The organism is Xylanibacter rodentium (assembly GCF_013166575.1).
Lineage (GTDB): Bacteria > Bacteroidota > Bacteroidia > Bacteroidales > Bacteroidaceae > Prevotella > Prevotella rodentium.
Window position 1 is genome coordinate 162,504 of record NZ_JABKKE010000002.1, and the last position, 17,186, is coordinate 179,689.

At 50.1% G+C, this 17,186-nt stretch carries 11 protein-coding genes; all 11 read right to left on the reverse strand.

Going from position 1 to position 17,186, the window contains the following annotated elements; genetic code table 11:
* Positions 1–105: 105 nt before the first annotated feature.
* On the reverse strand, positions 106–3,438 hold the full coding sequence (locus tag HPS55_RS02305; RefSeq protein WP_172176789.1) for a DEAD/DEAH box helicase family protein: 3,333 nt from the start codon (positions 3,436–3,438) through the stop codon (positions 106–108).
* A 6-nt stretch (positions 3,439–3,444) separates the two neighbouring features.
* Positions 3,445–4,494, reverse strand: a complete 1,050-nt coding sequence (locus HPS55_RS02310) for a PDDEXK nuclease domain-containing protein (RefSeq protein ID WP_216653125.1) — start codon at positions 4,492–4,494, stop codon at positions 3,445–3,447.
* A 32-nt stretch (positions 4,495–4,526) separates the two neighbouring features.
* On the reverse strand, positions 4,527–5,585 hold the full coding sequence (locus HPS55_RS02315; RefSeq protein WP_172176793.1) for a restriction endonuclease subunit S: 1,059 nt from the start codon (positions 5,583–5,585) through the stop codon (positions 4,527–4,529).
* 680 nt (positions 5,586–6,265) lie between these two features.
* A complete protein-coding gene (locus HPS55_RS02320) occupies positions 6,266–7,807 on the reverse strand; it encodes a class I SAM-dependent DNA methyltransferase (RefSeq protein WP_253947192.1) in 1,542 nt (513 codons plus the stop codon).
* Between the two features lie 92 nt (positions 7,808–7,899).
* Positions 7,900–9,159 carry an imidazolonepropionase gene (hutI, locus tag HPS55_RS02325; protein ID WP_172176796.1) on the reverse strand — a complete coding sequence of 420 codons (1,260 nt, stop codon included), beginning with the start codon at positions 9,157–9,159 and terminating at the stop codon, positions 7,900–7,902.
* 4 nt (positions 9,160–9,163) lie between these two features.
* The gene (gene hutH, locus HPS55_RS02330; protein WP_172176798.1) at positions 9,164–10,645 is read right to left on the reverse strand and encodes a histidine ammonia-lyase; all 1,482 of its coding nucleotides are present in this window, start codon (positions 10,643–10,645) and stop codon (positions 9,164–9,166) included.
* A gap of 58 nt (positions 10,646–10,703) precedes the next feature.
* Positions 10,704–12,719 (reverse strand): urocanate hydratase, encoded by a 2,016-nt coding sequence (locus tag HPS55_RS02335; protein WP_172176800.1) that lies wholly within the window; start codon positions 12,717–12,719, stop codon positions 10,704–10,706.
* A gap of 9 nt (positions 12,720–12,728) precedes the next feature.
* Positions 12,729–14,450 (reverse strand): glutamate formimidoyltransferase, encoded by a 1,722-nt coding sequence (gene ftcD, locus HPS55_RS02340; protein ID WP_172176802.1) that lies wholly within the window; start codon positions 14,448–14,450, stop codon positions 12,729–12,731.
* Between the two features lie 239 nt (positions 14,451–14,689).
* Positions 14,690–16,228 (reverse strand): ribonuclease Y, encoded by a 1,539-nt coding sequence (gene rny / locus HPS55_RS02345; protein ID WP_172176804.1) that lies wholly within the window; start codon positions 16,226–16,228, stop codon positions 14,690–14,692.
* Between the two features lie 39 nt (positions 16,229–16,267).
* A complete protein-coding gene (locus HPS55_RS02350) occupies positions 16,268–16,576 on the reverse strand; it encodes a cell division protein ZapA (protein WP_172176806.1) in 309 nt (102 codons plus the stop codon).
* A 3-nt stretch (positions 16,577–16,579) separates the two neighbouring features.
* Positions 16,580–16,882 (reverse strand): hypothetical protein, encoded by a 303-nt coding sequence (locus tag HPS55_RS02355; RefSeq protein WP_172176808.1) that lies wholly within the window; start codon positions 16,880–16,882, stop codon positions 16,580–16,582.
* Between the last annotated feature and the right edge of the window lie 304 nt (positions 16,883–17,186).

Here is a 17,186-nt window from a genome sequence, read left to right on the forward strand (position 1 = left end):
CATCTTTGATTGTGGATTCAAGGATGAATTTTCTTACAGTATGCCGTTCAATGCCAAATGGGCGTTGTTGGATGACTTGTTTGTTGCCATAGGTGAATTTTATAATCAAGCGGCGGTGATTACTTCGTGGAGCAGCGCGACAAATTTAGCCACTTGCCCGGCCTTGTCGGGAAAGTGCGCCAACAGCGACTCGAAGAATAAGCGGTTGTCGCGCAGCTCTTTCTTCTCCATGTCTCCGTTCTGGCACACGTAGTTCAGTATATTATTGATAAATTCCTCCTGCGCTGCGGTGAGCGTATTGACCGAGATAAATTCGGAGAAAAGCGAAATTGCTTTTTGACGGTCGAGGCCAACCACCTTGCGTATAAATGCGGCCACGGGAATATCGACTGTCAGATTCTCACGGCTCAGAAAACGCTCGTAGTCTTCCTTGGTACCGAGTTCCTGCCAAAGGATGCGCTCCAGTTCGTTGATGTCGCTGCCTGTAAGTTTTTCGAGGTTCTGTATCTTTTGCAGCACAGGCAGGTCACGGTTCTGTGTCAGGAAGTCGAGCACTTTCTGCTTGTAGGTCATGGTGGTTTTGATGCTCCCTGCCTCCCCCTCGTCGGTCACATCATCCTCGATGTTTACCGTAAAGGTCTTTCCGGCTTCGCCAGCAAGGTATTTCAGCAGGTCGCGTATCTCCTTGCGCATATTCTCGATGGAGGCGAGGGTTCGGTTGTCCCAAAACTCCACGGTCATAACCTCATTGAGCAGTGGCATCTTCGCCTTTATGTCGGGGATGGAAGCGCGGTCACGCAGTGCATCCACAATTTTAGTAATCTGTGCGACATGCCGCTCGCTCCCGAAATTTTCGTCCACCATGCCGAGTTGCACATATAGGGCGAGAAGGTCAAACTTCTTAGCCATCTCATTTTCCATCGACTTAGGCAACAGCGGCGCAATCTCGTTTTTGAGGTCAAGCACATCGACCTCCGATATAAACTGCCACCTCTCCGAGTCGCGGAACTTGCAGACTGTCGGCCACTTCGAGCGCACAGAGATGTGCATGTCGCTGAGGCGGGCGATGTCGGTTTTCAGCATGGCTTTCAGTTCGTCGTGCAAGCCCTTGGCGAACTCGTCGGCCTGATACTGTGCTGCTTGCAGTGCACAAACTATATCGGCGCGTACACCGAAAAGCCGTTCGGTGAGCGACACTGTCTTGATGGTCTTGCCTTCCTTGGGATTGGTGCCAAAGTATTTGAAGTTTCCGCCCCAGTCGAAGATGTAGAATTTCTCTTTATCTTGGCCCATGCCGAATATGTCGGGACTGAGGCGGGTTCCGCGACCTATCATCTGCATAAACTTGATACGCGAGCGCACACGTTTGAAGAAAACGAGGTTAAGCACGTCGGGCACGTCGATGCCGGTGTCGAGCATATCTACTGAGACAGCAATACGGGGCATTGAGTCGCGGAGACTGAATTTGTCTATAAGATCCTGACAGTAGTTAATCGAGTAGTCAATCTGCTCGCAAAAGCCATTGCCGTAATGGGGATAGAGGATATTGAACCGTTCGACAATGAGCTTGGCAGTCCTGGAGTTCATGGCGAAGATGATTGTCTTGCCAATCGTCTCGCCACTGTGAATCCTCAGGCCATTTTCCATCAGGTCCTGAAGCATTTTGTCTATTGTGTCGGTATTGTAGATATAATTGTATATCTCCTGCTCGCGGATGTCGCGGGGCACGTATTCTTCACCGGGGTCTTTGTTGACCTGTTCATATTCCCATACCTGTTCGAGTTGCTGCTTTTCTTCATCCGACAGGTCATCATACTTGATGCCCTCATTCACTACCTTTGATCCTCTAATCTTACCCTCATAAGGCACAAGGTATTTGTCATCGATGGCGGTTTCATACTCGTAGTAGTCGGTCGGCTCGCCACCTTCAAGGTGGAGAAGCTCATAAGTGGATTTATCGACCTGGTCGCGTGGCGTGGCTGTCAGACCCACAAGCAAAGAATCGAAGTAGCAGAATATGTCGCCGAATTTGCCGAACACCGAGCGGTGCGCCTCATCTATGATTATCAAGTCAAATCTGCCGACGCTGTAAGGCTTATTGTCGGTGTCGACGTAATTAATCATTGTTTGATATGTGGAAAAAGTTATACGGGCGTTGGGGTCAACGTCGGTGGTCTTGTCGCTCAGTATGGTAGTGGGCGAATTGGGGAGCAGCTTTTGGAAATTACGTGCGGCTTGATTGACGAGCGAGGTTCGGTCGGCAAGAAATAGAGTGTTCTTAATCCAGTTGTTGCGCTGAAGAACATCCACGAGCGAGATGGCTGTGCGGGTCTTGCCGGTACCCGTCGCCATGACGAGCAGTCCACAGCGATGCCGGGCATTGAACCATTCGCACATGCTCTTGACGGCCCGCTTCTGGTAGTAACGGTCGGAGATTTCCTCCTTTACTGTGAAATCAATGATCTCTCGCCGCGATTTACGGCGCGACATTATGAGTTCGAGATCTTTCTTGGTATGGAACGCAAATAGCTGACGCTCAAGATAGCCGAGTCCGTCGATGATGTGAATTTCAAATCCGTTAGTGTAGTAAATCACCGGGCGTATGCCATGCTTCCGTTCGAGGCTGTCAGCGTAGAGTTCGGCCTGGTGTTTGCCGGCAACGGGATCTTTGCTCGTGCGCTTGGCTTCGATAACGGCAAGCGGTTTGCCGTTGTCGCCATACAGCACATAGTCGGCATAACCTTTTCCGGCACCATTAGGCATACCGTCCACTTCGATTTCGATGCAGGCTTTTCCGCCAACTACCTCTCCCTCCGCTTCAAGTACTTCCCATCCGGCTTCACGTAGCATCAGGTCAATGAATCGGCGGCGAGTCTCTGCCTCCGATATGTCGCCCCACGAAAGGGTGACGGGGATCGAGGGTGCGGACGCGACATGTCGCGTCCCTACTGTGGCGGCAAACGATTCGGGTGTCTGCTCCGCGCGGACAACCGGAATGCGCGGACGCGGCTGTCGTGTTGTGGGCAGGAACGATTCGTCAAACGGAACGAGAGTGTCGATTACTCTTAGTTTGAGAAGTACTCCGCCCACAAGATTGTAGAGGTTGAGCGTTGTGAAGAAGGCATCGCGGCGTGTCACCTTGCCGTCGTGAGCGGCAAGGTTCCCGACTTTTCTAATCCAATGGACTGCTTTCATCAGTTCAGGGTCTGCGATAAAGTCGGTGAATACATCGGCAGTGGTGAGTTGGAAAAGTCCGGTGCGTTCTCCAGGCTCTACACCTTTCATCCTGTATATAGCCTTGACGAGCCATTCAAGAGCCTTTCGGGCATTGATGGCAGCCGAGTCGGGATCCGTATATTGTCGCTGCTCGCACAGGTCGCAAAGCCCGTGCAGCGGCGCGAGTTCGGGTATATCTTTAAGGTAGTCGAAGTTATACATAAGGCATCAACCGTTGATTAGTTTGAATTTCTGTCTTGTAAGCTCTATTTCCCGGCTCAATTCCTCTTTAGTAGGCATGATAAGATCATACTTAGCAGAAAACACACCGATATCCGTGCGGTCCCCTAATGTATATTCCACTACCGTATCGTTCTTTTCAGAGCAGAGAATGATGCCGATGGTTGGATTATCATCCGGCTGACAGACTTCTCTGTTATAGTAGTTCACATAAAGCTGCATCTGGCCTATATCGCTGTAGTCCACCCGTCTCATCTTCAAGTCGATTATGACGTAACTCCTCGTCAGGACATTGTAAAACACAAGGTCAGGGTAGAAATGCTGACCGTCGATAGTGATGCGTTTCTGTCGACCCATAAATGCGAAGCCTCGGCCCAGTTCCAACAGGAATTCTTCAAGATGTGAAATCAGCGCACTTTCAAGTTCGCTTTCCTGCCAGATTACATCCTCCTTAGCTCCGATAAATTCGAGAATGAACGGGTCATGTACCAGCGTCAGGGGATCGAATTTTTCTGGCTTGGCGGGAAGGTTATTCTTTATAAGGCTTTCGACAGCGGTTTCATCGCGATGAGTGGATAGCAGACGCTCATAATATTGTGTGGCGATTTGACGCTCGAGCTGGCGAGTGCTCCATTTGCCGGCGGCGGCCTCCTTGGCGTAATATTCCCTGGCTTTTGGGTTTGAAACTCTAATCAAAGCGCGATAATGAGTCCAACTCAATTCGTGACGCAGCGCGTCACATTTTGGGAATGACAGGTAAAACATCCTCATATTCCTAAGATTGGATGCGTCGAATCCTTTCCCAAACTCCTTAGTCAGACGAACGGAAATAGATTTCAGAAGTTCATCGCCGTATGCGGCTCTTTCTTCACCGCCCTGGGCTTCGACAATGAGCTTGCCTACATGCCAGTAAGCCTGTACCATCGCGGTATTGACTGTTGTCAACACTGTGGCTCTCGCTTGGATAAGAACCTGTTTTATCTGGGAATATATATTTTCAGATAATTTGGAGGATATATTCTGTTTATTCATAGCCATGTTTCTTATTTGTTAGACGGTGTTTCACATTTTCAATCGTTAAACCAGTAATCCATGCGGCTGGCGAGCAGCGTCTGCATCTCGGCGATCGTCGCTTCGACGTTAGCTTTCTGCGCCTCGATAGCTTCAACCTGCGTTGCGAACCGCTGCTGGAGAGCGAGGGGCGGGACTGGGATTGAAATTTCATTAATGACGCCAACTGAAAGTCCGGGTTGAGCAACACCTTTTGCGTATTTATTTAGATTAAGCGCAGAAAGCATGTAATAAAGCCAATACGGAGAGGACTCTATAAGTGGAGAAACCACTACGGCATGTTCAGTTGCATAGAAATCACCGTTTGCAAGCGTTATATTACCACATAAAGCACCCTGTCTGCCAATAATGTTGTAAAGTCCATGATGAGACTTTTTTGAAATATACCCCCTTATACCATTACCCCCATAACAAGGGTAATAACCATCTGTAATGTGATTTAACAGTTCAGATGCTTTTATAGACTTACCAGCTTTTAAGGATAAAAGACTTTTAATCTGTTTGAATGTCCAGCATTTTGGGTTGGAGACAGGGTCGCCGAAAGTGTCGTAGAAGAGGGATTGAGCGAGTGCGTTGAGGTTGCGCAGCAGCTCGCGGCAATCCTCAACCACCTCGTTAATCTTGTCAAGCTCTGCCACAATCCGCTCCTGCACCTCTATAGGTGGAACAGGAATAACTTCATTTCTTATCATTGGAACAGTTAGTTGTGGAATTGCCGCTCCATTACCAGAAAATTTTCTAAAAAGAAGCCAATAATACAGATACTCCAAGCGCAATGAATAGTCTGGAGTTGCAACAACCAACCTTACAATAGGAACAAATGGATTTCTTCTAATAAAGGGAACACCTAATGTGCCTCGACCGGAAATCGTAACAGACGGTTCTTGAATTGTTGACTTTTTGCAATAACCATATAATCCTTCATTCTCTATTCCATTTGAAAACACAGGGATCGAGTTATCTGAATTTTGGATTTCAGATATATCAGCAGGCTTATCACCACCGACACATAGTTTACATACATCGCCAAGTCGTTTATACTCCCAGTTATGCTTCATGGTTGTTGCGAGTTGTAGGGACGCGATTCTTCGCGTCCGCGCTATTATTGCATTTATTGTCAACGCGTTCGGTGGTTGCGCTTGAATCGGCGGACGCGAAGAATCGCGTCCCTACCGGCCATTCGATGCGATTACTATTGAATTTGTCATGACACCAATTTCGCATATTACTGTCAATATAATTCATAATATTGTCAAATGCGTGTTGATTACGGATGATGTGTTCATGGAATCGTGATTGCCATATTTTGTCGCCCGGTAGGGACGATATTCTTCGCGTCCGCGCCTGACGTGTGACTCCGGCCTTGAATGTTCCGACAATCGTTGCCAACCGACTGTTGTGATGGAAATCGTCTACGGGCTCCCCATGGCGCGGCGGCTTCAGACATCCCAATTCAGCCGGAGCGGACAATTCCCTCTGCGAGGGTGTTATTGATAAAATCATATGGACGTGATTAGGCATCACCACGTAGTTGATTATCTCAAGGTCGGTGTGATACGTAGTAAGGTTCTGAATGTCAGTTTCCACGATGCGGCCTAACGCGGACGCGATGAATTGCGTCCCTACTGCCGGGGTGGATGTGATTTCGCCGAACAAATGCTTTTTGTCAGCGCAACAGATTGTGACGAAGTAAATTCCTCCGTTATAATCATGCCAGACGGCCCGGAATTGATGTCGGTCATTCATTGATCAAATCATCCAATTGGTTGATACCTTCGGTAATTTTTGCGGCGAGGGCGGCAGCTCGACCGATAAGCACTTCGGGAGCTTCGTATTCAACGACTTCGCGGACGGTTTCCTTGTAGGTGTTGAAAGCGAGGTCATAGTCGTGCTCGCGGATTTCCTCGACAGGCACAAGAAAAGATTTATCGGTGCGTGTGCGGTTGTCCTCACCTCCTTCGTCGAGCGAGTGAAAACGGGCGATGATGTCGGGAATATCGTTGTCAGCAACAGGATTACGCTTGTCATCAAGCGAAAAGCCATCTGCTTTCATATCGTAGAACCACACTCTATCTGTGCCGCCCGCTCCTGTTTTCGTGAAAATCAAGATAGCGGTAGATACACCTGAGTATGGTTTGAATACTCCTGAAGGCATGGAGACAACCGCTTCGAGGCGGTTGCCGTCGATTATGGCTTTTCGGATAGCCTTGTGGGCGTTGGATGTTCCTGTCAAAACACCGTCGGGCACGATGGAGGCACAACGTCCGCCTGTGGCAAGCGAGCGTAGGAAAAGCGAGAGGAAAAGCAGCTCGGTTTTCTTGGTTTTTACAGTAGCAAGCAATGACTTCGACACTGCCTCGTAGTCGAGATTTCCTGCAAAGGGGGGATTGGCGAGGATGAGAGTATAGCGGTCGGCATCGGTGTTATCAGACGACAGCGAATCGCGAAAAGCCACGTCAGGGTCTTCTATGTCATGGAGCATGAGGTTCATCGCACCGATGCGCAGCATGGTCTGGTCGGTATCGAAACCATGTAGCAGCGAGCGTCGGAAATGCTCGGCGTTCTCCCTGTTCATCAGTTCGGCCTTATAATGCTCCTTAACATATTTGGCGGCCTCGACGATGAAACCGGCACTGCCCATCGCCGGGTCACAGATAACGTCCTTGCAGGTGGGTCGCATCATTTCCACCATCATGCGGATAATGTGGCGCGGAGTGCGGAACTGGCCGTTCTTGCCGCTTGCGGCCATCTTGCCGAGGATATATTCATACACATCACCCATGGTGTCGCGGCTGTTCATGTCGGGCAGCGCGTCAATGCCGTCGATAATCTTTGCAAGGGCGCGGGGACTTTGGATAAGAAACACGGCATTGCCCATGAAGCGCGAGTAGGCCGACTCGGTGCCGCTGTTGAGATTCTTAATGTACGTGAACACGTCGCGGCTCACCGTGCGATACATCTGCTCAGGTTCCATCTGCTTGAACACATGCCAGCGAAGATTATCCACAGACACCGCTTCACCAGTGTCGGGATTGCGCCATGTGCCATAGCCGAACGATACATCGCTGCACATGCCAATGCCTATCTCTTCCGACACTCGCTCCTGCTTAAGCTGCATGTCGTCGAGCATCTTCATAAAGAACAGATATGTCATCTGTTCAAGCACCGACATCGGGTTAGTGACGCCTGCGCTCTCCCAGAACGTATCCCATATCTGATCTATCTGATTCTTTATCTGTCCTGTTATCATCGGTTCTTGAATTTCCGTATTATCTGCCAATATATTTATTGCAAATGTACAATAAAATAGTGAGATTATACACCGGCAGGATAAAGAAAATGATTTTCTTTAAATGCAAAGTCCGTCCTTGATTATATATGCCACTCCACACCTTTCAGAAATATCCGGCTGATAACAGGCGTAGTATAAGCATAAGGAATGAAATCGAGCGACGGTATAGGCCGGGTAATGTAGAAATTGGGCACCTTACCTATGCTTACAGAACCATAGTCACGGCTGATCCCCATTGCACATGCCGAGTTAATAGTGGCTGCATTGAAGGCTTCTTCAGGCAACAGGCGCATCTTGATACAAGCCAACGACACGACAAACTTCATGTCACCCGATGGCGTGGACCCGGGATTGTAGTCACTTGCCACAGCCAATGGCAAACCGCTGTCTATGATACGACGTCCGGGAGCAAACGGCATATTAAGGAAGAACGATGTGCCGGGCAAGGCTGTAGGAATCGTGCCGGTGCCTTGCAACATAGCGATATCATCATCAGTCATGCTTTCCAGATGGTCTACAGACAACGCATTATGCTCTACGGCCACACGCACTCCGCCCGAATCGGCCAGTTCCTGCCCGTGAATCTTGGGTCGCATACCCCATATTGCACCGGCTTCAAGGATGCGCGCCGTATCTTCAGGCGTGAAAAAGCCATCGTCGCAGAACACATCAATATAATCAGCCAAATGCTCACGACCAACCTCAGGAATCATCTCATTGACCACAAGGTCGACATATTCGCGCTGTCGACCGGCATATTCGCGCCCTACGGCATGCGCACCGAGAAACGTGCTCGCTACTTTCAGCGGTGCCGTCTCTTGTATGCGACGTATCACGCGCAACATTTTCAGTTCATCGGCAGTATTGAGACCATAGCCGCTCTTTATCTCCACCGCTCCTGTACCTTTGCTTATTATCTCACGTACACGACACATGGCCTGACAGTAAAGCTCATCCTCCGTGAGTTCATGCAGACGGTCGGCCGAATTGAGTATCCCCCCACCCCTTCGGGCTATCTCGGCATAACTCAATCCGCGTATCTTGTCGACAAACTCATGTTCGCGACTCGCCGCATAGACGATATGTGTGTGGCTGTCGCAGAACGATGGCAGCACCATGCCGCCACAGGCATCGACCACAGTCACTCCCGCATCATCGGCATATCCCTTATCGGCAAGTTCGGACATAGGACCGAAATCCGCTATCACTCCGTCCTCAACATACAGGAAAGCATCTTCAATACTCTCCATAACCGATAGATCCCGTCCTGCAAGCATCAGACGTCCGTGGCGCTCTATGCCGGCAATACGGGCTATGTTCCTGACTAACAATGATGTCATGGCACTACTGTCTGTTACGGATAAATTCTATGGAACGTTCTATATATGGATACATAATCTCGTCATTAAGTATGAACGGCACCACTTTACGATATTCGTCGTATATCTCCATAATCTTCGGCGACGACCTCAACGGTTGGCGGAAATCAAGGGCCTGCATGGCATTGAACAATTCTATAGCCAGAACACGCTCTGTATTGAGCACCACTTTGTATAGTTTGATGGCGGCATTGGCCCCCATGCTGACATGGTCTTCTTGATCCTGACACGACGGAATACTGTCTGTGGACGACGGCATGGCCAGCGACTTGTTCAAGCTGACAATCGATGCCGCAGTGTATTGGGTTATCATGAATCCGCTGTTCACTCCCGGCGTAGCGACGAGAAAACTCGGCAAACCGCGCGTGCCGGACACAAGACGATAAATACGGCGCTCCGATATGTTGGCAAGTTCGCTGATGGCGATGGAAAGGAAATCGATCGGAAGCGCTATAGGCTCACCATGGAAATTGCCAGCGGATATTATCAAGTCGTCGTCCGGACATACCGTAGGATTATCAGTGGCCGAATTAATCTCAGTGTCAATAACCGAGCGCACATAGCGGATCGTGTCTTTCACAGCTCCATGAACTTGAGGCACACAACGGAACGAATACGGATCCTGTACATGAGCCTTGGACCGACCTATAATCTCACTGCCTTCGAGCAGTTCGCGCATATGGGCAGCCGTTTCTATCTGACCTTGATGCGGGCGCACCGCGTGAACGGCATGAGTGAAAGGCTCTATCAATCCATCATAAGCATCAAGCGACACGGCGGCTATCTTGTCGGCCCAATCGCTCAGACGTTCCGCCTGCAACAGCGCCCATACGGCAAAGGCGCTCATATTCTGTGTGCCGTTGAGCAACGCCAGTCCCTCTTTTGATGCCAGTTCGATTGGCTTCCAACGTAATTTCCGCAACAGTTCGGCTCCTGACATCAACTTTCCATTATATTCCACTTCCCCCAGTCCCACGAGCGGAAGACAAAGATGAGCCAAAGGAACAAGATCGCCGGAAGCGCCAAGCGAGCCTTGACGGTAGACCACGGGATAGACACCGTTGTTGAAAAAACGTATCAACTGCTCCACTGTGTCCACCTTACAGCCTGAATATCCATAACTGAGCGACTGTATTTTCAGCAACATCATTATCTTGACGATGTCGTCCGGAACACGCTCACCCGTGCCACAAGCATGCGACTTCATCAGATTAATCTGCAACTGCGTGAGCTGGTCTTTGCCTATCGACACGTTGCATAGCGACCCGAAACCCGTGGTCACGCCATAAACGGGCTGGCTGCTGGTACGTATTTTCTCGTCAAGATATTCGCGGCAACGTGTTATGCGGTTTATGGCATCGTCGCTCAGTTCTATTTTATATCCGTTATATACTATTTCGCCGATTCTTTCTATCGTAAGATGGTCGGCACTGATTTTGTGAATCATATTCTTTTTTAGTAGTTAAAGAAACTAAAGGAGTTATCGCGGCAGAGCCGCTCCGGAGTCAAAGACAAATGCTCCCCTCTATGACATCGTCATCAACCAAATTCGGCATCGTCACCTGCAATTCCGGCGTACGCTCCATCTCACGTCGTATGGCCTCCATCGAACCACTGTTACGGGCCCACGAACGTCGGGCTATACCGTTGTTTACATCCCAGAAAAGCATTTCGCGAATGCGGCGGGCGGCATCGTCACTGCCGTCGATAACCATTCCAAAACCACCGTTTATCACTTCGCCCCAGCCTACGCCTCCGCCATTATGCAGACTCACCCATGTGGCACCACGGAAAGCGTCGCCGATGACGTTGTGCACGGCCATGTCGGCACAGAACTGCGAACCGTCGTATATGTTGGACGTCTCCCGGAAAGGAGAGTCTGTACCGGAAACATCGTGATGGTCGCGTCCGAGCACCACCGGCCGGCTGATGGCACCGCTGCGTATGGCATCGTTGAAAGCCAAGGCTATGCGGGCACGCCCTTCGGCATCGGCATATAGTATGCGTGCCTGAGAGCCCACGACAAGATTGTTTCGGCCTGCCTCACGTATCCAGTGCAGATTGTCTGCCAATTGTCCGCGAATGTCGTCAGGCGCGGTGCGCAACATATCTTCAAGAACACCGGCTGCCAATCGGTCGGTTTCGGCCAGATCTTCGGGCTTGCCCGAAGAGCAGACCCATCGGAACGGCCCGAAACCATAGTCGAAGAACATCGGTCCCATAATGTCCTGTACATACGACGGATACCGGAAACGGCCGGCATCGCACATGACATCGGCTCCGGCACGGCTCGCCATAAGCAAAAACGCATTACCATAGTCAAAGAAATACATTCCTCGGGCCGCCAACTTGTTGATGGCTGCAACTTGACGGCGGAGCGACTCGAACACACGCTCCCTGAACTTATCCGGCTCTTCAGCCATCATCCTCTTTGATTCGTCAAGCGTCATGCCCACAGGATAATAGCCTCCTGCATATGGATTGTGCAGTGATGTCTGGTCACTGCCAAGATCTACTGCGATGTTCTCTGCAGCCAACCGCTCCCAAAGATCGACAACATTGCCGACATACGCCATCGACACCGTACGTCTGTCAGCGACGGCACAACGTACAGCGGGTATCAGTTCGTCAAGACTGTAATGCAACTCGTCCACCCAACCTTGATCATATCTCTTCTGTGCCGCCAACGGATTTATTTCCGCAGTCACGCTCACCACACCGGCAATATTGCCGGCCTTGGGCTGCGCACCTGACATACCGCCCAGTCCTGACGTCACGAAGAGCATGCCGTGTATATCGTCCCGCCCCGGCTTGAGATGCTTGCGCGCTGCATTAAGCACGGTGATAGTGGTGCCATGGACAATACCCTGCGGACCTATGTACATATACGAGCCGGCCGTCATCTGACCGTACTGGCTCACTCCGAGCGCGTTGTAGCGCTCCCAATCGTCGGGCTTAGAGTAATTGGGTATCACCATACCGTTTGTAACCACCACCCTTGGCGCCCAGCGATGCGACGGGAAGAGTCCGAGCGGGTGTCCCGAATACATCACGAGAGTCTGCTCGTCGGTCATCTCGCTCAGATACTTCATCACAAGCCGGTACTGCGCCCAATTCTGGAATACGGCTCCGTTGCCTCCATACGTGATAAGCTCGTGCGGATGCTGTGCCACGGCCTTGTCGAGATTGTTCTGAATCATCATCATTATGGCCGCCGCCTGCTCCGAACGGTGCGGATATTCGTCGATGGGACGTGCGTACATCTCATAACGCGGACGGTAACGATACATATAAATACGGCCGTAGCGGCGCAATTCATCGGCAAACTCCGGTGCCAACCGGGCATGCAGATGCTTCGGGAAATATCTCAAGGCATTGCGCAGAGCCAGCCTCTTCTCGTCGGGCGTCAGTATGTCCTTGCGCTTCGGCGCATGGTTTATCTCTGTGTCGTATGCCTGCGGCTCAGGCAGACAGTCCGGAATACCGGCCCGTATGTCGTCTACAAATTCTTGATGTGTCATATCTGATTATTACTTTAACTTATTGATTCTGTCCTCCGTAATCTTCATTATCTCGCTCTCGGCTCTTTTCGCCTCCTCCATCAAGGCATCGGCTTCAGCTGTCAGTGCGTCGGCCGCAGCACGGTCTGCTAGTCCGGAGGCATTAATCTTGACATTCAGACCGGCACCGAGAACCGCAGCCCGTGCAGCAAGCGCTCCAACACCGGCATCGGACACACTGTTGGGATTGCCTTCAAGAGCCATCTCATGACAAATGTCAAACACCTTGACAGAGGCCTTCATCGTCCGCAAAGGCACCTGAGCGGCATATAACGTTGCCGCCTCGACAGCCTCGGCACGCGCTCTCCTGTCGTCCTCCGTTTTCTTGGGCATGGCAAAGGCTTCCATAATACGGTTGAAAGCAGCAGTATCCTCGTCCACAAGATGCAGCAGTTCGGTCATAAGCGTCTGACCGCGTTCGGCCCAACCGCCGAACATGTCCCAACGGTCGTCCCATCCGGCTTTATGGCTCGACAGATTTGCCACCATGGCGCCAAGAGCCGCACCGAGAGCCCCCATATATGCCGCTATCGTTCCACCGCCCGGAGCCGGACTTTCACGCGATGTCTCTTCGGCAAAAGCCTTGACCGTAAGGTCAGCAAGCCTGCCACCGGCCTTCTCTTCCGCATCTTCGAGCATATATTCAATTACTTTTTCACGCGGATTGAAAGGCTTAAGGTCGTCAAGCCCCATGCTCTTCACCGCTATCTTGATTATGTCCTCCTCCGGTATTCCTGACGAACGATGTTGTTTGGACAGGAAATACCTGCCGGCCTCAACCAACGTTTTCTTAGGAATAAGTCCGACAATCTCGGTACCCGTAACACGTATCCCACGATTTTGCGCACAACGGCATACCTCGTCGAAAGCTACATGGAGCGGTGTGACTGAAAGGTCGGTAATATTCATCGACACCTGGGCTATACCATATTCATCTATATACCATCCTATAGCCTTGGTGCATTTCAATGTTCCGGGCTTCATGAGCGGTTTCCCATCGTCACCGTGCACAATCTTGCCCACAACCGGATTGCCCTCTCGAACCGGCCGCCCCTTCTCTCTCACATCAAATGCAATGGCATTGGCACGTCGTGTGGATGTAGTGTTAAGGTTGTAGTTTACGGCAATGAGAAAATCGCGTGCACCAACGGCCGTACAACCTGTCCGCTCCACGGCCTCGTCCACAGGACGCGCGCCGAAATCAGGCTGCAGTCTTTCCGTTGTCAGTTTCTCGGCCAAAGCCTCATACTCACCCTCGCGGCAAACGGCCAGATTCTTTCTCTCGGGAGTGAACGCAGCAGCTTCATAACAATAGCACGGTATGGCGAGCTCATCGGCAATGCGACGGGCCAGTCCGCGTGCCAGCTCGGCACATTCCTCGAGCGTGATGCCCGACACGGGGATGAGTGGCAGCACATCAGTGGCTCCCATGCGGGGATGGGCACCGTGATGGCGGCGCATGTCTATCAGACGGCCGGCACACTTCACCGAACGAAATGCAGCCTCTACAACAGCATCCGGCCTGCCGACAAATGTCACCACCGTACGGTTTGTTGCCTCACCCGGGTCTACATCGAGCAGTCTGACACCCTTGACACTCTCTATTTCATCGGTTATCTGTTTTATGATTTCCATATTGCGCCCCTCACTGAAATTGGGTACGCATTCTACTATTTGTTTCTCGTAAGCCATAATCCGGTAAAAATTATATATTTCTTTTGCAAATATATAATTTTTATAATTACGGCACAAATCTTTGGATGTATTTTATTGCAGTAAAGACGCCTTATAGCAAATAATACATTTTATCGACTGAATCAATAACATAACTACAATGGATAATAAATAGAAAAGGATTGCGCCATAACTTGAAAAGGCGCAATCCCATATACATTAATATATAAATGATTATACTGTCTCAAAAAACAACATCACTTGGCATATGCCACACTGCGTGTTTCGCGGATGACAGTAATCTTGACCTGTCCGGGATAAGTCATCTCATTCTGAATCTTGTTGGCTATCTCGCCGGACAATGCCTCAGTCTGCGTGTCGTCCATCTTGTCGGCACCAACGATGACGCGTAGCTCGCGACCTGCCTGTATGGCGTAGGTCTTGGTGACGCCCGGATAGCTCATGGCGATAGCCTCAAGATCATTGAGACGCTTGATGTATGCCTCGACAATCTCGCGGCGGGCACCGGGCCGGGCACCACTGATGGCATCACACACTTGAACGATTGGAGCAAGCAGTGTGTTCATCTCGCACTCGTCGTGGTGGGCTGCTATGGCATTGCATATGTCCGGCTTCTCACGATATTTCTCGGCAATCTTGGCACCATAAAGTGCGTGCGGCAATTCGCTCTCCTCATCAGGCACCTTGCCGATATCATGCAACAATCCGGCACGTTTGGCCTTCTTCGGGTTCAGCCCCAGTTCAGATGCCATCACAGCACAGAGATTGGCTGTTTCACGGGCATGCTGCAACAGATTCTGACCGTATGAACTGCGATACTTCATTTTTCCGATGATACGCGTGAGTTCGGGATGCAGCCCATGTATTCCGAGGTCGATACATGTGCGCTTGCCTGTCTCTATAACCTCGTTTTCAAGCTGTTTCTTAACCTTCTGAACAACCTCCTCTATACGTGCGGGATGGATACGTCCGTCGGCAACAAGCTGATGCAGAGCCAGACGGCATACCTCACGACGAATGGGATCGAAAGCACTGATAACAATTGCTTCAGGCGTATCGTCAACCACAATTTCGACTCCCGTAGCAGCCTCAAGAGCACGTATATTGCGCCCCTCACGCCCGATGATACGGCCTTTCACTTCATCATTATCTATATGGAACACGCTGACACTGTTCTCTATCGCCGTCTCCGTGGCCACACGCTGTATGGTCTGTATCACAATCTTGCGTGCCTGAGCATTGGCATTCAGCTTGGCCTCGTCCATTATCTCATTGATGTAGCTCTGGGCATCGGTCTTGGCCTCATCCTTCATCGCCTCTACAAGCCGCTGCTTGGCCTCGTCAGCACTGAGCCCTGAAAGTTCCTCAAGTTTTGCACGCTCCTGCAACTGCATCTTCTCCAGTTCCTCGTTCTTAATCTGGAGCAGTTTCTTCTCGTTGTCTATACGTGTCTGCTGGTTGTCCAACTCGTTTTTACGGCGTCCAAGTTCCTCCTGACGCTGGTTGATGGACAGTTCGCGCTGTTTCAGTTTGTTCTCGCTCTGCTGAATGTGCTGGTTGCGCGTCTGAACTTCCTTTTCCAACTCGCTCTTCTTATTAAGGAACTTTTCTTTCACCTCGAGCAGTTTTTTCTCTTTCATGACCTCGGCCTCTTTTTCGGCTTCGGCCAACTTCCTATTGTATTCTCCCTTTATCACATATCGGAAAATACCATATCCGAACAGCACTCCTAAAACAAGAGCCACTATCACGGCAATTAACCATACTATATCCATAAAAAACTAAATTGTTATTGTTGTTAATATTCTCTTTACTTATTTCTCACCGAGGGCTTCTTCGATTTCCGCAGTAAGACTTCTGAGAATATTATTATAAGGGTCCGTATCGTTCCGGGCACACTCTTTTTCATAACGCAAGGCTATGTCAACAAGTGTCATGAGCGAAATGGTATGATCGCTCTTGTGTCCCTTATATGTATGTGCGTATACATTGTAACGATCGGTTATCAACTTTGCCGCTGCCCGGAAGTATTCCTCCTCGGCACGGTCGTGTACCATAACCTCTATTTCTTCGTCGTAGACATGCAAATGTATACGTAACGCATCTCTTTTTTCTTCTGCCATCGCTTAATCTGCCTTCTGTTCTGCCAATATAGCAATGCACTTGTTTACGTCTCGGATGAGTTTGGACAGTCTTGACTTTGCAGTCTCAAGATCCCCGTCGGTAATCTCGACCATCTTTGCCATCTTCAAAGAGTTGTAGTCCTTGGCCTGCTGGTCCAACTTGTCACGCAAGATTTTTATATCTTTCTCGTTTCTGTCGACCATTTCGTACAGTTCTTCGTTCTCTTTCTTTAACTGCTGAAAGCGGAGTATCATCTGGCGCACCCTTGTTTGGAACACTGCCAAATTCTGTTCGTTGGAAGTCATGGGCATCACTCTTTAATTCTACAAAGTTATTAATTTTTTGCAAAGAATACCTTTAGCATGTTTCTAATTTAATGTTTTTTAAATATTCATCCGCTTAAAATGACAAATATCCGGTCATCCACACAGGCGATACTATTGTTCTTTTCGGAGACTTTCCATCATGTCTGACCGGACAGTCTCATTGCATCCGTACGATTGTGTCAGAATTGTGAAGTCAGTGCAAGACCGTTGTACCAACGGTTCAAAGGTCTTGTACTATCGGTACGACGGCCCCGTACTGCCAGTACAATGGCCTTGTACCGAA